Here is a 19,535-nt window from a genome sequence, read left to right on the forward strand (position 1 = left end):
GTAATGTCTGAAAAAATGTATAAAAAAAGCTTTATAACTAAGATTGTCATTCTCATATTGATGGTTAGTTTAATTCCAACCATTTTTAATAGCTCCATCTTTTATTTTTCATCATCAAACATTATAAAAGAAAACGTAAGGGAAGCATCATTGCAATCTGCTCGTCAAGCAGTTGATTCATTGTCTTTTGTTTTATCAACTGGTAGTGATATGTCAGATCTGATTTATAGTAATATGAGACTGCAAGAGATCGTTAAACATGATCTATACGAAGAACTTCCTTTTTCCATAAGTCATGACGAATATATGGTTTCCTATTTAAATGAACAAACATTTGCTAGCTCCTTTGTAAGAATGATTTATATATTGAAGGAAGAAGGTAGAAGTTGGGGAAGTGGAGATTTTTCTCGATATAAATTCACTCAATATAATTCTCATGAACTAGATTGGTTAAATGAAACCATTGAGCTAGATGGTGAAATTTATTGGCAAGGACTTCAAATTGAGCGTTTCAGTGGAGCAGGTGAAGGTACAGAATACGTTTTGCCGATTAATCGGGTGATGAAGGATTTTGATAATTTAAATAATATTGCGTTTATACAAGTATTGTTAGATGGAAATGCAATTCTAGATAGTATAAACAAAATAAAATTAGGGAAAAGTGGGTATTTTTTTGTTGTCGATCAACATGGGAAAGTGGTGATTGATGCAAATACTGAAAATATTAACCAAACAATTACTAACGAAACCTTGTTTTATCATGTTATAAATACAAATGATCTAGAATTTGAGTATAAAGATGAGGGAATACCTTACTATGGTGTTAAACAATTACTTTCAAACGGTTGGACAATCGTAGGAATTGTTCCCGTTGAAGAAATTACTGGCCAATTAACAACGATTCAAATGATTGTCCTGTTAAGTTCAATAGGTTTTGCAACCCTCGCAATATTCATTGGTTATATACTTGCTTATCGTGTTACAAACCCTATGAAAGTACTTACAAGCCAAATGAAACAAGTAGGTAAAGGTAATCTAAATGTCAGAACTAGTGTAAAAACATCTGATGAAATTGGGATGATGAGCTTAGAATTTAATCGTATGGTAGAGAAAGTTGAACAATTAATGGAACAAGTAAAAATGGAACAAATTCAAAAAAAAGATGCTGAAATACGGGCGGTTAAACACCGTATTAATCCTCACTTTTTATTTAATACGTTAAGTACAATTCGTTGGTTAGTGAAATTTAACCAGGTTGATCGTGCAAACACCGCTTTATCTGCGTTAACCAAATTACTTGAGGCTAACATGGGGAAAAAAGGAACGTTTGTGACACTTAGTGAAGAAGTAGATATTATACAAAAGTTCATTGATATTATGGAAATTCGGTATGATCAAAAATTCTTTTTAGAATTGAATATTGATAATGAAGTAAGTAATTTTCTTATTCCACAAATGATTTTACAACCAGTTGTAGAAAACTCAATCTTCCATGGTATCGTTCCATTAGGGATTGAGGGAGTAATAAAAATATCTGCACATAAATTAGAAAGTGGAGTTGAAATTGAAATTACTGATAACGGTAAAGGAATTGAACAAGACACTTTAAACAAACTTCAACGAACGGGTTTATCTAATGAGGTTTCTACTGGGATCGGACTACTACATATATTCGATTCTGTTAAGCTTTATTTTAACCCAGAGTCAACAGTTGATATTAATAGCAGTAATACCGGAACAATTGTTAGGTTGTTTCTGTTATCAAAAGATGGAGGTGAATAGAAAGAATGTATCATGTTATGATCGTTGATGATGAGCCAATATCTAGAATAGGTTTAAAGTCTTCTATTAATTGGAAACAAGAAGGATTAAACATAATAGGGGACTTTCCAAATGGTGGTAAGGCATATGAGGCGATGGAGAATAATCATGTAGACATACTAATTACAGATATTAATATGCCAGTCATGGATGGGCTAACCCTAATGAAAAAGGGAATGGAAATCTTTCCAAAGTTAAAGGTTATATTAGTTAGTAGTTACAGCAACTTTGAATATGTCAAAGAAGCAATAATATATGGAGCAATTGATTATATACTAAAGCCGACATTGGAACAAGAAGATTTCTTACAATTAATTCGAAAATGTGTTCAAAAATTAGATGAAGAAAAAAAGTGAAATATTGATACTGACTACATTTTTAATTAAAATTTATCCCACTTAAGCAGTAAGACCCCTATCTCAAAACGTAAGAAAATCGAAAAGTTTGGTGGGGAATGAAGAAAAACCCCACTGATTGAAGTTCAGCTTTATATCACTCACCTACTGAAATAACATTGCAATAATTAATATTCAGAAAAATATATGGAGGTACAGTGATTTTTTTTAATTATGTTAAGTATTTTAGTATGCTATTTCAAGGATAAAAGAATATGCTCCAGTTAATCTTCCTTATTAAAGCAAGAAAGTAGGGGTGAAAATATAGATGCAACAAGTTAATACTCTAATCCTGATAATTGGAATGATGATCGTTTCAGGTTGCGGAAACCAAACCATCATAGGAAACAAAAGTCCTACAATAGATGTTGATCCAACGAAAGAAGAGATTGTCATTTGGCATACGTATGGTGAAAAAGAAAGATATGTGTTTGAAAATGTCATTCCTTTATTTGAAGAGGAACATCCAACAATTCAGGTGAAATCTGTTAATCAGCCATATAATGCAGAATTAATAGCTACACTAATATCTAGAGCATCAGCTAATAAGCCGCCTGATATTATCAGAATGGATATGGCCTGGGTCCCTTCGTTTGCAGAGCTTGGGCTTATATATCCAGTAAGTGAGTTTCAAGATATCCATGAAATAAAATTTCAATTTTATGAAGAACCATTAAAGTCAAACTTATACAAAGGAAAATATTATGGACTACCTTTAAATACAAACACAAAGGTTTCCATCTACAATAAAGAGTTATTAAAAGCTTCAGGATTGAAAAAACCACCTGAAACGATGGACGAGTTCATTAATATCATTGAGAAAAACAAGTATACAGTTGTAATCGAAACATTTAATTTATGGGATACTTTACATTATTTTTATGGGCTTGGTGGTGTGTTTATCGATCCAACAAACTCAAAAGCTACTGGGTACTTAGATAGTGAACAGAGTATTGCTGCTGCTAGGCAACTGTTAACCCTTTTTCAAAAGGGTTATTTTGTAGTATCGCCAGGTAATAAATGGCATAGTGTTATAGAGGGTGAATATTTTTCTAATGACGAAGGTCCGTGGTTTTACAGTGTCAATTCAAAAGAACATATTGATTTCATTAATGATGTAACAGTTGCAGCACCGTTTCCAATAAGTAATGGGAAAAGAGCTGTTTTAGGTGGAGAAAACTTAGTGATCTCTAATGGATCAAAACATAAGGAAGCAGCTTGGACATTTATCAAATGGATGACAAATGTTGTGCCACAAACATATATGGCACAAACTGGTTTAATTCCGACAAATAAATTTGTAGAACTGTCAGGTTTTTATGATCCATATCCATATTATCAAACATATTTAGAGGGGATTGAAGATGCCCTGTTACGCCCAATTGTACCGCAGTGGTGGAATATCGAGGAAATCTATAATAAGTACTTTATACTTATTTTATCTGAAAAAATAAGTATAGAAGAAGGTTTAACAAAAGCAGCATTTGAAATAGATGAAATTCTTACAAAAATAAACTGAAAGGGTATAGAACTCTATTGATTGCGATAATGATCGTAAGATGAAGTGAAAAATATGAGCTCCATAAGGCCAGAATATTTATTGAAAAAGCAGCTTAGGCTGCTTTTTTTGACTTTATGGAGAATAATCGAACTAGATTAAAATACTTAGTAGATCAATTCAAAGTTGTTCAGCCAAGTATCGGACCTACATACCATCTCGATGCTCTGTATTCAGTGTAAATATTGAAAGCGGTGTCAAATATCTCTACAAACAATCACATTATACACTATATAGATAATATGTGAAAAATAGAACTTTTATTATAGTAAAAAAAAACACTTCACTCATAAAGGAAGCGGTTTCCTGATTTCTGTATTAAATAGATAATAAGTTTGTACATGAAGTTTTCAAGTGATGTTATTAAAGCGGTTTCAAAACCAACTTTGAAAATTAAATGTACAAAAAGTGACTAAATTCAAATTAAGGGGGATATGAATGAAAAAAAGTTGTTTAATGTTAACCACTATTTTTGTAATATTTATGCTTCTAGCTGCTTGTTCGAAAGAAAGTGGTACAGACGAAACACCTAGTAATGATCAGCCAAATAGCGGGAACGATTATTCTGAATTTGTCGGTATTGATGAAGATGGAAACAGAATCCCTGATTGGAAGGAAAGAGACATTGAATTAGTGTATGCGAGTAAATTCTATGGTGAAAATGATGAAGTAAATTCGATTTGGCTAAACATTGAAAAGTTTATGGAGAAATATCCAAATATTACCGTCATTCGTGATCGTCAGTTTGCCGCTGATGCAGATGATTTTACGCAAATGGAAATGCTGACTGCAAGAGCAATGGAAGGTAGTTTACCTGATATTTTTTATTCTCCACTTTCAGCAGAATCCTATGACCGAGAGTTAACGTTAGATTTAACTCCTTATATTGAAACTGATGAGGAAGCCAAGTGGATTTCTGAAAATGCAAGAGCTTTCATGCAAACCTATGATGGTGCAGAAATTTATGGTATTCCTTGGATGTCTGTTGGACAATTTGTTGGAATCAATACAAGACTTCTTAGAGAAAACAATATTGCCATCCCAAGCTATGATTGGACTTATCAGGATTATGAAAGTTTACGAAGTGAAATTGCTAAATTGACTCCAGATAACCCTATTTTCCCTGGTGTTATTGACCTTTCTGAGCTTGGTCCTCATTATTTCGATAGTATTCCAAATGGATGGAAAGGCTACAATGTCGAGACAGGAAGATGGGATTTAGCTAACAGTAAAGGATTTGGTCAATGGTTCGAACGCTTTGCACGAGAAGGAAAAGAAGGATTACATTTCTATGATTTATCGGAAGAAGAAAGAATTGAGAAAGTTGGAAACTTAGGATGGGCTTGGGGTGACGGTTTACAAGTCATTGAAAGTATGTGGATGTACGCACTAAGTGGCGATATAAATGAACTAGTTGTCAACCGTGAAATGGAAATTGACATTTACCCTATGCCTCAAGCTCCAGCAGGTGGTACGACTAGTCTTCGTGCATACTATGACACATTGAGCTTGTCAAGTGAATTGGAAGACGATCCAGTGAAAGCAGAAGCTGCGTTTCAATTGTTAAAGTGGCTTACGTATGGTGAGGAAGGATTAAAATCAAGATGGGCATTGATTGAAGAATATACTGGCTTGCCTGAGGATGCTCCTTTACGAGCAGAAGAGTCATTGATGAATTTCGTTCAAGGTTGGCCGATTACTACCAATCCTGAAGTATTACAACATCATCCTCTTGTTGTTGGCTTCCCAGAGGACAGCTCTCTAGCAGTTTATAACTTTGAAGCATTCAGAAATGAAGATTTCCAACAGCAATTAGCAAATCCAATACCTTATCCTAGACAAATTCCGGGTGTTGCCGATGCATTTACTCAATTAAATACGTGGGAAATTATGCACCAAATGAGAGATGAAGGGATTAGTTACAATGATATTGCCGAAGAATGGGATCTAATGATGAATGAGTATCTCGATGACTATCTAAGACAGTATAACAGATAATAAAGTTTGAGGTAGAGGATAACAACTAGAATTTGTTTGAAACAGTTAAATTATAAGTGCCTGTAAGAATGAGGGAGTCCTTCCAAATAGACTAGTTAGTTTTTATGACATTACTAAACTAAAACTGGTATGGGCTCCTTATACCTATTAAATTTATAAACTATAATTTTAAAAATTATTTGTATAGGTTGGGATCATATGACGAGAAAAAAAACGATCTTGTACACGATTTCCGCCCTTTTGATCATTGCGTTCGCTATTATTCTTTTAATTGGAAAAGAAAATAGGAATAATAGTTTTGCAGAGCAATTATCAAAAGCCGATTATGAGCGTAGTATGGCTGCAATTGAAGCATATATTAGTGGGTTTCAGTCCGATAGTAATTATTATAGTGTGATGAAACAGTGGCTCACAGAACAGCTGTCAAATCCTACTAAAAGCTATACGATTGACCAGTCGCTCATTCATGGCGGAAAAATCTATGAAAACTCAAAAAATAATGGATATGGTAGTGACGTGATCTATGTAGAGCCAGGAGATCAATTATCCTTTGAAGTGGAAGTGAATGAAGATGGACTTTATGAATTATGGCTTGATTATTATATTTTAGAGACGAGTCATTTAAATCCTGAGCTTGCTATTTTGGTTAACAATGAGATTCAGTACAACGAGATGAATAGAATTACCCTCTCAATGGATTGGCAACCGGTTGCACTTGAAGGGGGACTAAAATATGACCGCTATGGAGATGAACTAACTCCTAGATCAGAGTTAATTTCCGATTGGAAAAGGGAAGGCTTGGTTGATCCTAATTATTTCTTTACTGGACCTTTAAAATTTAAGCTGGATAAAGGGATCAATTTAATTAGTATTTCTCTCAACGAAGGCTATCTTTTAATTGGCGAAATCACAGTTAAAAATCAACCCGTTACGATACCTACGTATGAAGAATACCGTACGATGCTAACGACTGAAAATAGCTCTTCAGAGAAACTTATCACGATTGAAGCAGAAGGTATGTCACTGAAAAGTAGGCAAAGTATTAGACCGAAGTATGTTCGAGATCCTCAAGTGACTCCGTATGAGTACAAGACGAGAGTTCTCAATGTATTGGATGGTTATTCTTTCGGTGATAGTGGTGACAGAGTCGAATATCAGTTCAATGTGGAGGAAAGTGGCTATTATCATCTTACACTGAAATATTCTCAAGATACGAATAACGGAATGCCGACACAAAGAAGAATAGAAATCAATGGTGAAGTACCGTTTCAAGAGCTGGAATTATATATGTTCGATTATTCTAGCAGTTGGAAAAATGAAACACTAAAAGATGAAGACGGTAATTATTTTGAAATCTTTTTAGACAAAGGGCAACACACTCTTACCTTATCCATTAATAATTCTAACGTGAGGGATGTTTATCATGAACTTCTTACGACATTGGAAGCGATGGATTCAATTTCTAGAGATATTTTACGCTTAACAGGAGGTCTCGTAGATAGAAAACGTGTATGGAGAATTGAGAGATATATCCCGGATATATCTAATTATTTATATGGGATTGCTGAAAGGATTGAAGAACAAAGGGTTGCTCTTATCGAACTAACAGGAAAAGATGATTTACCAGTAATGAATGAGCTTGAAGTTGCTTATCAGTTAATTCGACAATTTGCGGAGAAACCAGATGACTTACCAAATTACATGACAAGATTTAATGAAGGGCAATCATCAGCCTATGGTCGAATTCAAACGATATTACCGATGCTCGTTTATAATCCGATGCATTTGGATAAATTTTATTTTCATAGTGATATAGACTTACCTCGACCGAATGTGAGTGTTGTGACAAGTCTTGTTGAAGGTACTAAAGCGTTTGCGTATTCATTTTTTAATCCGAAATATAATGAAGCAGCGGTAATAGAAGATGATACAATCGAGGTTTGGGTAAATCAATCGAGATTATATGTAGAGATTATGCAGCGGATGATTGATGAACAGTTTACACCAAATACAGGAATTAAAGTTAATCTTTCCTTATTGCCTGATGAAAATAAAATTATTTTATCCAATGCAGCAGACAGTACCCCAGATGCAGCGTTAGGGATAAGCCACGGTAGACCGTTTGAGTTAGCACTCCGTGGAATTGTTGAGGATTTACGTACTTATGGCGGTTTTTTTGAGTTAGCCAAGCAGTATAATCCAAATACATTTGTTCCATTTATTTATGATGAAGGTGTATATGCAATGCCAGAAACGCAAGATGTTAAGCTACTCTTTTACCGTAAGGATATTCTAGAGTTCCTTGGTGAAGAGCCGCCCGAAACGTGGGAAGATGTCGTTAGCCTTATTCCGATGCTCCAAAGATATGATATGAATTTCTTTGTTCCGCTCGGAGCGGATAGTGCCTATAAAGGCTTTGATACAACTACGCCGTTTATCTACCAATTTGGAGGAGAGCTTTATAATGAGACGGGTAGTGGGAGTGTAATTAATCAAGGAGGAGCTTATGAAGCCTTTGATTTTATGACTAGCTTGTTTACGGTTTATAATATGCCGATTACTACTTCTGCTTTTTATCAAAATTTCAGAAACGGGAAATCACCAGTAGGGATAGGGGATGCAAACCTCTATATTCAGTTAAAACATGCGGCGCCAGAGTTAGCTGGACAATGGGGAATGATGCCAATACCTGGAGTGGAAAATGATCAAGGTGTGATTGAACGTTGGGATCCTACCTATGGAAGTACGGCAATCTTGTTTAGTGCAAGCGATAAAAAAGAGAAAGCATGGAATTTTATTAAATGGTGGACAAGTGCTGAGACACAAAGTTCGTTTTCCTACGATATTCAAGCAACATTAGGAAATCAGTTTCTTTATTTAACAGCAAACATTGATGGTTTTAGTAATAGTGCATGGCCATCAGAATCAAAAAGTGCGATTTTAGAGCAATGGGAATGGATCCAAGCAACAGGGAAAGTCCCTGGAGATTATATGGTGGAACGTGAAATCAGTAATGCATGGAATAAAGTCGTGTTCGATCGAGAAAATCCACGGGTGGCTATTGATAATGCTGTGAAAACCATCGATCGAGAATTGGAACGAAAGCTAAGGGAGTTTGGATATATTGAAAATAGTCAGCTTATCAAACCTTACTTTGTTCCAACGATAGAAAATGTAGAAAAGTGGGTGAGACCAGATGGAAAAGAGCACTAGTATGAATAAACCCGCTGTCAATCAGCCGATCTTCAATACTCCGATGAAGCCAAAGAAAAGAACGATAGTAGAACGATTGAAAACAATAAAAGATTCTCCTATGCTGTTTATTTTACCTTACGCTTCTCTTTTTACACTGCTTATTGTATTACCGGTTTTAGTAGCGGTACTCTTGTCTTTTACCTATTTTAATACGGTGCAGTTTCCTACCTTTGTAGGATTTCAAAACTATATTGATTTATTTACAGGGGATACGGTTTTTTTACAGCATGCAATATCAAATACCTTGCTTTATGCGGTAATTGTCGGACCAGTAGGATATATGATGGCTTTCTTTCTAGCATGGATGTTATCTCAGGTTCCTCATAATATTCGGACGATTTATACGGTCATCATTTATTCACCTTCCGTAACAGGGCCCGTCATGATGGCGATTGTATGGAGAGTGTTGTTTAGTGGAGATCAGGTCGGCTATTTAAACTATTGGTTATTAGAGTGGAACCTGGTTAAAGAGCCTGTTCAATTTTTACAATCACCTGAATTTTTAGTTCCCGTTATGATTTTCATTGGACTTTGGGGAAGTATGGGAGTCGGGTTTCTAGCAATGTTAGCTGGATTGTTAAATATTGACAAGACTTTATACGAAGCTGCAAGTATTGATGGGATAAGAAATCGCTGGCAAGAAGTGTTTTTTATTACGATCCCTTCCATGAAGCCTCAAATGTTATTTGGGGCGGTCATGGCGATTATTGGTACATTTAATGCGGCAGGTATAGCGGCAACACTTAGTGGTGGTACACCACCACCACAATACGCGGGTTGGCTCATTGTCGATCATGCGAATGACTTCGGTTTTATTCGTTATGAATTGGGCTATGCATCTGCAGTGACGGTTGTACTTTTGTTAATCGTTGTCCTATTCAATAAAATCAGCTACAAATTATTTGGTGAAAGCAAATAATTTCATTATTAAAGACAAAGAGTGGTGAAAACATTGGCGAGTTCAATAAAATTTAATCCCAAGAAGTTTCATAGGGATCAGTTGAAATTTCATTTCTTTTTAACATTTTTATCGATTTTTATGGCGCTTCCGATCATTTTTATTTTTAACCATGCTTTTAAACCGTTTACCGAGTTATTTGCCTATCCGCCGACATTTTTTGTTAAAGCACCGACATTAGAAAATTTTCGGTTACTCGCAAATTTTTCTGCTGAATCAGGTATGCCTTTAACTAGGTATGTGTTTAACAGTTTATACGTGACGACTATGGTTATCATACTGACCATGTTAGTCAGCTCCTTAGCTGCATTTGCTTTATCAAAATTAGATTTCAAAGGAAAAGAAACCTTTAATAAAATTAATACGTTAGCGTTAATGTTTGTACCAATTGCAGTAGCGATTCCGCGATTTATCATCATTGTGAATATGGGGATTTTCAATACGTATTGGGCACATATTATCCCGTTACTCGCAATGCCGATAGGGATATTTTTGTTGAAGCAATTTATGGATCAAATTCCTAATGACGTCATTGAGGCGGCAAAAATCGATGGAGCGAGTAACTTGCGAATATACTGGAGCATCATGCTGCCTTTAGTGAAGCCTGCTCTTGTAACAGTTGCTATTTTAACCTTCCAGGCAAGCTGGGCAAATGTGGAAAGTTCCACCATATTTATGGATCAAGAATCGATCCGAACGCTTCCGTTTTATTTAGACACTTTAATCTCACAGTCTGGTAATATCGTGGCAGGTGCTGGGTTGGCGGCCGTGGCTGGATTGATTATGTTTGTTCCAAATCTAATTTTATTTATCATTTTACAAAATAAAGTCATGAATTCTATGGCTCATACGGGGATTAAATAATGATGAGGAAATATGGGAAAATGATATTTTTCATTGTAATGATCTTTCAGCTTCTAAACCCTCATTCAACAGTAATGGCTGAAGTTCCGTATTATACGTACACCAGTGACAGTCAAGGAATGATTAGTAAGACTCAGACTGCCTATACGCCAACCAAGCAAATCAGTACCATAAATGGTGAAAAATTAGAAACACCAGAGCATGTATTTGTCGACGATGAGGATTTTGTTTATATCACTGATAGTGCTCGTAACAAGGTTTATATTTTAGATAACAACTATCGATTTTATAAAGAACTAATCAGTGACAAGTTTAGTGAAATTAGAAGTACTTTTGTGACGGAAGAGTATATCTATGTCGTAGATAGTTCCGCTAGTAAAATTTATATTTTTGAGAAATCGACTCATGAATATGTGAGAGAAATAGGTAAGCCTGAATCTCCTGTTTTTAACGAAGGTTATTCGTTTAGTCCGACGCATATCGCAGTTGATGTAAGGGGGAATATTTATGTAAGAAGCAGTGGTTCAGTTAACGGATTGATCATGTTAAACCGAGATGGTGATTTTATCACGTTCTTTGGTGCTAATCCTTTGAAAGTACCGCTACTAGACCAAATTAGGTCTTTCCTTTTAACCGAAGCACAACAAAGGAAGATCGAGCGGGTTTTCCCAGATGTTCCTAGTAATCTTGCTATTGATGAAAGAGGCTTTATTTATACAGTTACTTCATCGATTGAGACGAACCCAATCAAAAAATTTAATGTCTCAGGTACGAACTTTTTTTCAGATGATTTAGTAGCTACTTTCAATATGGAAAGCGTTTGGATTGGAAAGTATAACAATGTATATTCTGTTTCATCAGAAGGCTGGATCTTCGAGTATGATTCTGAAGGGAATCTACTATTCTTATTTGGTGGTAATGATGTCAACTCAAGTAGATTTGGTCTTTTGCAACGACCGGTAAGCATTGCTTCAAAATCATCAGATGAGCTTCTTGTGATTGACCAAGGTGCGAAGATCCTCCAAACGTATGAGACAACGCAATTTGCAGATGCCGTTCACCATGCTATGTCCGCTTATCAAGCAGGGGAATATACCGAAAGTAAAGAGTTATGGGAATATACGATGAAATATAATTCAATATTCGACCATGCACACATTGGATTAGGGTATGCTTACCTTCGTGAAGGTGTACCAGAAAGAGCATATGAAGAGTTTTATGCAGCTAAATATACTGAAGGAATTTCAGAAGCTTTTTGGGAAATGCGACAAGCATGGTTGGAAAATAATTTGAATATCGTATTTATGTTGCTAATGACGATCCTGATTGCATGGTATACTCATAAGTTCTTAAATCGAAAGTATCACTATGGAGTACTTGTCTCCCAAAAGGTCGGTGTCATCCGTCGAGTAAAAGTGATCGATGATCTGCTATATATGTTTTCCTTTTTGAGGGGGCCGTTAAATGGCATCTATGAAATTCAAGAAAAAAACAGAGTAGCCAAAAAATCATCAACAGTGATTTATCTATTAATGGCGATTACGTTTATTCTTCATCATATGTATACCAATGTCATTTTTGTACCTAAAAATGGATACATCTTGTATGAATTATCCATCATGATCTTTCTTTTCATCTTATGGTTAGTATCGAACTATTTAATTTGTTCCATTAATGATGGAGAAGGTACTTTTACCCATGTGTATAATGGTACAGCGTATGCAATCAGCCCGATTTTGATCATCATGCCAGCAGTCATTTTATTTAGTAATGGCTTAACGTTAGAACAGTCGGTCTTTTATTATCTTCCGATTCAAGCCATGTTCCTATGGGTCGTATTCTTAACGTTTTTTATGATCAAAGATATGCATAATTATGATGTCGGAGAAACGATTGGTGTCATTTCAAAAAGTATCTTTACGATGTTGATTATAGGCTTATTTATATTTGTTTTATATTCATTAGGAAACCAAATGATTCATTTCCTAATTGATGTTGTAGCGGAGGTGAGTAAACGGTGGTAGATAAATACTGGAAATACGGAGTCGCACTCCTTGTTGTAGCAATACTCGGGGCGAGCTTCTTCATCAACACCATAAATGTGCCATATGGGATTGCGGTGGCACAGGATAATTTCAGAAGTGTGACAGTCAATGATCAAATGGGAATATGTACGAACCCTCTGATAGAAACGAATATTCCTGAACGATTTAAAAAATTGGCAGAAAATGAACAGTTAGAGCTTTATCTGGAAGAAGAAACGTTGGCCATTGCTGTTAGAGACAAATGTAATGGTTATACATGGTTCTCGTATGATGTGCATCGCGACCTAGAAGCAGAAGGGTACAGTCAAGAAATGATCAGATTTATGAAATCAGGTATATCCTTAATAACCTATGATCGTTTCACACCTGGTAGAAGAACGGTAATGGATTCAAAAGTAGAAAAGACTTATGAAATGTTAGAGGATGGGTTTAGGGTAGCTGTTGATTTTACAGAACAACAAATAAAATTCGATGCCATCGTTACACTGCAAGGTGGAGATTTACTGTTTAATATACCACAAGAAAGTGTAGTAGAATATAACCCTGATTTATGGCGACCAGGAAATAATAATATCTCAATGAACGACCTGATTATCTATCCGTTTTTTGGTAGCGCCACTCATAAAGAAGACGGGTATATTGTAATTCCAGACGGATCTGGAGCGATTATTAACCTAAAGGAAACACCTACGTTTACAACAGGATATTCCGCGTCAGTTTATGGAAGAGACATGGGGTATGAAAATAACCCAAGGTCAAGTCGAAATCGTTTTACGGTCAAGCCTTTAGAAAGAGTATCTTTGCCCATTTTCGGTATTATTCATGAGGTCGATCAAGCAGGGTTATTAGTAATTTCGGAAAGTGGAAGCAGTTATGCCACGTATAATTACCGATCAAGAGATACAAATACCGATTATTATCAATCGTATTTTACGTATAACTATCGTACGGCTTATGCTCAATTTCAAAGTAGAGTTAATGAAGATCAATACGTGCTCGGTTTTCAGCCAAAACCGAATCAGTTTGATTTAGTGCAAAGATATGTGTTTTTAAATGGTGAGCAAGCGAACTATGTAGGAGTCGCTAAAAATTATCGAGATCTTCTTGAGAAGAAAGACGCATTAACGCAGAGAAACACTCTGGATTTCGAGAACATTCCGATGAAAATTGATTTTATTAATAATGAAGTGACCATGGGTACACTTGGAATGGAGAATGTTTCAGCAACCACATACCGTCAAGCTAAAGAGGTGACGAAATCCTTATTGGAGAAGGGCTATAACCATTTAAATGTCAGCTTTAAAACCTTTATTCAAAAAGACCGTACGTATAAATTTGATGTACTTAGAAATCTCGGTGGGAAGAATGAATTTGAAGAAACGTTACAGTTTTTCGCTGATAATGATATTGCCTTCCAATATTATGTTGATTACGCACAGTCCTATTTTGATAAAACCAAATACACAGCGAACAAAATGAACAGACAAGATTTTAGCGTGTGGAATCACAATCTTAATGTCATTAATTTCATGAACAATCCGAAATTTTTCACTTCATTAGCTGAAAAAGATATGAAAAATTACCAAAAACATCAAATTGGTCATTTGGCATTAGAAAGTTTATCTGGCAGTTTATTTACTCATTATGACAAAGGTACGATTGGAAGCAGTGTTGAGGGAATGGAGTACACAAAGAATTTACTGCAATATTTCCATGATCATGGAATTCGTACGAGTATGTATACACCAGATGCTTACTTGTTTTCCTTGATTGATGATTACTTTGATACTCCAATCACTTCCTCGGAGCTGCAGTTTGTCGATGCAACGATACCATTAGTTTCATTAGTTCTAAGTGGATATAAGGATATGTATTCCCCTTATATGAATTTCTCATCAAATGACCAGGAATCGATATTAAAGTTAATCGAGTTTGGTGTTTATCCATCATTTGTACTAACTGGAGAATCCGCCTACAACTTAAAGAGAACGGCATCGAATAACATCTACGTCTCCGAAATGGAATATTTGGAGGGCCGAATTGATGATTTCTATCAAAACATCAATGAATCACTAAGTGAAGTAATCGGCTATGAAATGATCAACCATAGGATTGTTGATCATGGAATCGTGATCGTCACATATAGCAATGGGAAGGAAATCATGATTAATTATAATGATACCGACTATTTCTATGAAGATGTGCAAATTAAATCAAAAGGGTTTGTGATATTATGACACTGAGTATGAAGCAGAAAAAAGCTTTAACTGGCATTCTCTTTATTAGCCCGTGGATTATCGGCTTTTTAGTTTTGGTTGTCTATCCGTTGTATAGAACGATTTACATGAGCTTTCATAATGTATCTTTTGGAAGCAGATCAGGATGGAGATATAATTGGGTTGGTTTTGAAAACTTTCAAAGAATTTTGTTTGAAGATATTGATTTCGTTGTCGCAGCCCAAAACTTTTTTATCACCACATTGTTATACGTACCGGTGATTATTGCTCTATCTGTCATCATTGCCGTATTGCTGAATCAAAAAATTAAAGGAAAGTCGTTTTTCCGTTTGTTGTTTTTCTTACCGATTATCATTATGAGTGGTGAATTGATGGAGAATATGAGTAGTTATGGCGGGATGGCCGTTAGTGCAAATCGGGTTCTACTAGATGTAATCTATACGATCATTCCTAGAGAAGAGGTTGTTTTGTGGATTGTATCACTATTTGAACTGATTGTTCAGTTAATGTGGTATAGTGCAGTTCCGATTCTCATTTTCCTTGCCGCACTTCAAAAGGTGGGTAAGGATATGTATGAGGCTGCGTCAATTGATGGAGCTTCGGTATGGACTTCTTTTTGGAAAATTACATTGCCTACCATTTATCCATTAGTGAGTGTTTGTGTCATTTTTGTCGTTGTTTTCCTAGCAAATTTTGAAATGAATCCAATTATCAGTATTATTATGGAGTCCACTTATGATGGCTCTAGGCGTGAAGGATATGCTTCAGCATTATCTATTCTATATACACTCGTACAAATTGTGCTGATTTCCTTATTGTATTTTATGACTCGTAGTAGAAAGACAAGTCTGAGGTGAGAATAAATGTATAGTAACTTACAAGAATCATATAATCGTTTCACGTCCCAAGTGAATATAAACAAACAAAAAATAAATAAGATTTTCTTCGGTTCACAAATGAACGATGGATGGTTACACAAATTATCCACCTATACGATTTTAATCATTTTCGGCTTTGTTTTTCTCTATCCATTACTTTATATGTTGTCAGTAAGCTTCATGTCGAACTTAGATTTGGCTGATAGTACAGTTGAATGGATTCCAACTAGCTTTTATACCTTTAATTATGAATTGACATGGCGAGCATTGAAGCTGCCAAATGCTTTTGTGAGTACCGCATTATTGGCTGGTATTTCAACATTATGTGTGATCATTTCGTCAGCGTTAATCGGCTATGGGTTAGCTAGGTTTGATTTCAGAGGAAAAAAGATGGTTTTCCTATTGTTGTTATTTACTTACATCGTTCCGAAAACATTATTTTTTATTCCGAGATATCAAATTTTTACCGAATTAAATTTAAAGGGGAATATCGGAGCATTGGCAATGCCAGCTTTAACTGGTCAAGGAGAACAAGCGGCTCTGTTTATTCTCATATTCTATCAATTCTTTAAAATGATTCCAAAGTCGATGGAGGAAGCAGCCTTCCTTGATGGAGCAGGTGCATTACGGACGTTTTGGACGATCGCTCTTCCGATGGTTCGGCCGGCTTTTATCATTGTTGGTGTTTACGCATTTGCTCTATATTGGAACGAAACATTATTAACTTCGTTTTATTTAGAGGGCAAAATTCAGACCGTTCCAATGCTGCTAAGCTCATTACAGCTACAATTTGAGCAAGTGGCCCACACGAGTGGAGCAGGTGATCCTGGTGTTAATCCGAACTTAAGTTATACCGAAGCAATCGCCTTTGCTGGAACGATTCTTTCGATTATACCACTAGCGATTTTCTATCTCATTGTCCAAAGGTGGTTTGTGGAAAGTATCGATAAATCAGGTATTACCGGTGAATAATATTTTGATATTCAAAACAGGCTATGCTGTAAAATCATAGCCTGTTTCCTTAAACGAAATAAAAAAATCGAATGGAGTTGTAGTATGCGGATGAACGCTTTTACTATTTTTGTCGTTGTTATCCTAGTAGCCAGTATTATCCTAGTTGTGAATATGATAAAAGGTAAGGAGCAAACGGTCAACACATCGTTAAATGAACAAGCTTCAACTAGGGTGATGCAGGTGAATTGTTGTCGGATTCCAAAATTCGAGTTCGAGTATCTGATGCTAGTATTTTAAGTGAAGCAGGATGGGCAAAGGAATTGAACGTTTTAGATAAAAACGGTAATCAATTAGAAATTGACAGTGTTACAATTTTAGATAGTGAACGAATGGATATTAATGGTAATTTTGACTCGATGCATTCTCCTTTTACTGTCACTTACGGGGAGAATACACTTCGTCTAAGTACTGTTATCGACTGGAGATTAATTGATGAAATGTATGCATACGATGGAGAATTAGGTGCCATGTTACATGAAGATGGAACCGCAACGTTAAAGTTATGGTCACCATTGGCTGAATATGTGTCAGTCATTTTGTATGACAAGGATGATCAATTTGTCGTAATAAAAGATGAAATTGAAATGACAAAAGGTGATCGTGGTGTTTGGCAGGTAACACTTAATGAAGAGAATACAGAAATAAGTAATGTTAGAGGTTATTTCTATCATTATAAAATTGATCATGGCGGTGTGAAAAAAATAGCATTAGATCCATATGCAAAGTCTATGGCTGCATGGAATAGCAATGGTCAGTATTCAATAGGGAAAGCGGCGATTGTTGATCCTTCAACAATTGGACCTAAGTTAGATTTTGCAGAAATCGAAGGATTCGAGAAGAGAGAGGATGCTATTATTTACGAAGTTCATGTCAGAGATTTCACATCAGACCCAAGCATTGAAAATGAGCTTAGTGCCCAGTTTGGAACATTTGCAGCCTTCATAGAAAAACTAGATTATATTCAAGATTTAGGTGTAACTCACATTCAACTATTACCAATCATGAGTTACTTTAATGCAGATGAGTGGGGAAATTCCGTAAGAATGTTAGATTATGCATCAACGGGAACGAATTATAATTGGGGCTATGATCCGCATAGTTATTTTTCTCTTTCTGGAATGTATTCGGAAAATCTGAATGATCCAGAGTTAAGAATTTACGAATTTAAAAAATTGGTTGATGAAATTCATAGTCGTGGTATGGGAGTTATTCTTGATGTGGTTTACAATCACACTGCTAGAGTGGAAATATTTGAAGATCTTGCCCCTAATTATTACTATTTTATGGATAAAGATGGTACAGCAAGAATAAGTTTTGGTGGTGGACGTTTAGGGACTACACATGAAATGGCACGTAGAATTTTTGTAGACTCAATCCTTTATTGGGTAGATGAGTTCAAAGTGGATGGATTCCGTTTTGATATGATGGGTGATCACGATGCTGAAAGTATTCAAATCGCCTATGACCGTGCAAAAGAGTTAAATCCGAATATCATTATGATTGGTGAAGGCTGGAGAACCTTTGTTGGTGATGAAGGAAAAGAGTATATTACTCCAGCAGACCAAGATTGGATGCAGTATACAGAAAGTGTTGGTGTATTCTCTGATGATTTTAGAAACGAATTAAAGTCTGGCTATCCTTATGAAGGAGAATTAAGATTCATTACGAATGGAGCAAGAAAGATCGAACAAATATTTGATAACATCAAGGCCCAGCCGCATAATTTTGTTGCAAGCAGCCCGGGCGATGTTGTTCAATATATAGAAGCTCATGATAATTTAACATTACATGATGTCATTGCTTTATCCATTAAGAAGGATCCTGATCTTCATCAAGAAGAGATTCATCAACGAATTAGACTTGGAAATTCATTACTGTTAACATCACAAGGAAAGGCCTTTATTCATGCAGGTCAAGAATTTGGACGTACGAAGCAGTTTAGAGCGGAGACTACAAGTGAACCTTATAAGTCAACGTTTATGGTAGATGAAGATGGAAATCCGTTTACTTACCCTTATTTTATCCATGATTCCTACGACTCCTCAGACGCAATAAATCTATTTAATTGGGAACAAGCGGCCAATGCCGAAGTTTTCCCGGTAAACAATCTTACGAGAGAGTATACAAAAGGTCTTATTGCTTTAAGAAGATCAACAGATGCTTTTAGATTAGGAACAAAAGAATTAATCAATTCAAATGTAACTTTAATAAATGCACCAGAAATTAACACACGAGACTTAGTAATTGGCTATCGAAATGAAGCAACAGATGGTACAGCTTATTATGTTTTTGTTAATGCCGATACTGAAGAAAGAACATTAACTTTAAATAAAAATTTATTAAGTGGGACAGTGTTAGTAGACAGTGATGAAGCTGGAATAGAAGAAGTATCAGAAAGATCAGGTTTTACACTGACAGAAGATAGCATTACGATCGAACCTTTAACAACAGTTGTAATTAAGATGGATCGTGAGTAAGGGAAAGAGAATTTCAAAAACAATCAATTTACAAT

12 protein-coding genes are annotated in these 19,535 nt (G+C 35.6%); all 12 read left to right on the forward strand.

Annotated features, from left to right (window positions below; genetic code table 11):
* The first annotated feature begins 3 nt into the window (after positions 1-3).
* Complete coding sequence (locus tag BKP37_RS02975) at positions 4-1,782, forward strand: sensor histidine kinase (RefSeq protein ID WP_071308202.1); 1,779 nt, start codon at positions 4-6, stop codon at positions 1,780-1,782.
* A gap of 5 nt (positions 1,783-1,787) precedes the next feature.
* The gene (locus tag BKP37_RS02980; protein ID WP_071308203.1) at positions 1,788-2,177 is read left to right on the forward strand and encodes a response regulator; all 390 of its coding nucleotides are present in this window, start codon (positions 1,788-1,790) and stop codon (positions 2,175-2,177) included.
* Positions 2,178-2,484: 307 nt separating this feature from the next.
* A complete protein-coding gene (locus BKP37_RS02985; RefSeq protein ID WP_071308204.1) occupies positions 2,485-3,735 on the forward strand; it encodes an extracellular solute-binding protein in 1,251 nt (416 codons plus the stop codon).
* Positions 3,736-4,212: 477 nt separating this feature from the next.
* Complete coding sequence (locus tag BKP37_RS02990) at positions 4,213-5,772, forward strand: ABC transporter substrate-binding protein (protein WP_071308205.1); 1,560 nt, start codon at positions 4,213-4,215, stop codon at positions 5,770-5,772.
* Between the two features lie 198 nt (positions 5,773-5,970).
* Positions 5,971-8,985: an extracellular solute-binding protein gene (locus tag BKP37_RS02995; RefSeq protein WP_071308206.1), complete on the forward strand. Its 3,015-nt coding sequence runs from the start codon at positions 5,971-5,973 to the stop codon at positions 8,983-8,985.
* Positions 8,969-9,946 (forward strand): carbohydrate ABC transporter permease, encoded by a 978-nt coding sequence (locus BKP37_RS03000; protein ID WP_245712431.1) that lies wholly within the window; start codon positions 8,969-8,971, stop codon positions 9,944-9,946. Before BKP37_RS02995 ends, BKP37_RS03000 begins: the two co-directional genes overlap by 17 nt.
* A 24-nt stretch (positions 9,947-9,970) precedes the next feature.
* Positions 9,971-10,849 carry a carbohydrate ABC transporter permease gene (locus BKP37_RS03005; RefSeq protein ID WP_245712439.1) on the forward strand — a complete coding sequence of 293 codons (879 nt, stop codon included), beginning with the start codon at positions 9,971-9,973 and terminating at the stop codon, positions 10,847-10,849.
* Entirely contained in the window at positions 10,849-12,873 is a 2,025-nt protein-coding gene (locus BKP37_RS03010; RefSeq protein ID WP_071308208.1) for a hypothetical protein, read from the forward strand. Before BKP37_RS03005 ends, BKP37_RS03010 begins: the two co-directional genes overlap by 1 nt.
* The gene (locus BKP37_RS03015) at positions 12,867-15,131 is read left to right on the forward strand and encodes a DUF5696 domain-containing protein (protein WP_071308209.1); all 2,265 of its coding nucleotides are present in this window, start codon (positions 12,867-12,869) and stop codon (positions 15,129-15,131) included. Before BKP37_RS03010 ends, BKP37_RS03015 begins: the two co-directional genes overlap by 7 nt.
* On the forward strand, positions 15,128-15,988 hold the full coding sequence (locus BKP37_RS03020; protein ID WP_071308210.1) for a carbohydrate ABC transporter permease: 861 nt from the start codon (positions 15,128-15,130) through the stop codon (positions 15,986-15,988). Before BKP37_RS03015 ends, BKP37_RS03020 begins: the two co-directional genes overlap by 4 nt.
* Positions 15,989-15,994: 6 nt before the next feature.
* On the forward strand, positions 15,995-16,981 hold the full coding sequence (locus BKP37_RS03025) for a carbohydrate ABC transporter permease (protein ID WP_071308211.1): 987 nt from the start codon (positions 15,995-15,997) through the stop codon (positions 16,979-16,981).
* A 230-nt stretch (positions 16,982-17,211) separates the two neighbouring features.
* On the forward strand, positions 17,212-19,500 hold the full coding sequence (locus BKP37_RS03030) for a pullulanase (RefSeq protein WP_245712432.1): 2,289 nt from the start codon (positions 17,212-17,214) through the stop codon (positions 19,498-19,500).
* The last annotated feature ends 35 nt before the right edge of the window (positions 19,501-19,535 follow it).

It is taken from the genome of Anaerobacillus alkalilacustris (assembly GCF_001866005.1).
GTDB classification, from domain to species: Bacteria; Bacillota; Bacilli; order Bacillales; family Anaerobacillaceae; genus Anaerobacillus; species Anaerobacillus alkalilacustris.

Excerpts from the sequence above, each read along its gene's own strand:
- BKP37_RS02975 (WP_071308202.1), top strand. The coding sequence starts at position 4 with ATGTCTGAAAAAATGTATAAAAAAAGCTTTATAACTAAGATTGTCATT.
- BKP37_RS02980 (WP_071308203.1), top strand. The coding sequence starts at position 1,788 with ATGTATCATGTTATGATCGTTGATGATGAGCCAATATCTAGAATAGGT.
- BKP37_RS02985 (WP_071308204.1), top strand. The coding sequence starts at position 2,485 with ATGCAACAAGTTAATACTCTAATCCTGATAATTGGAATGATGATCGTT.
- BKP37_RS02990 (WP_071308205.1), top strand. The coding sequence starts at position 4,213 with ATGAAAAAAAGTTGTTTAATGTTAACCACTATTTTTGTAATATTTATG.
- BKP37_RS02995 (WP_071308206.1), top strand. The coding sequence starts at position 5,971 with ATGACGAGAAAAAAAACGATCTTGTACACGATTTCCGCCCTTTTGATC.
- BKP37_RS03000 (WP_245712431.1), top strand. The coding sequence starts at position 8,969 with ATGGAAAAGAGCACTAGTATGAATAAACCCGCTGTCAATCAGCCGATC.
- BKP37_RS03010 (WP_071308208.1), top strand. The coding sequence starts at position 10,849 with ATGATGAGGAAATATGGGAAAATGATATTTTTCATTGTAATGATCTTT.
- BKP37_RS03020 (WP_071308210.1), top strand. The coding sequence starts at position 15,128 with ATGACACTGAGTATGAAGCAGAAAAAAGCTTTAACTGGCATTCTCTTT.
- BKP37_RS03025 (WP_071308211.1), top strand. The coding sequence starts at position 15,995 with ATGTATAGTAACTTACAAGAATCATATAATCGTTTCACGTCCCAAGTG.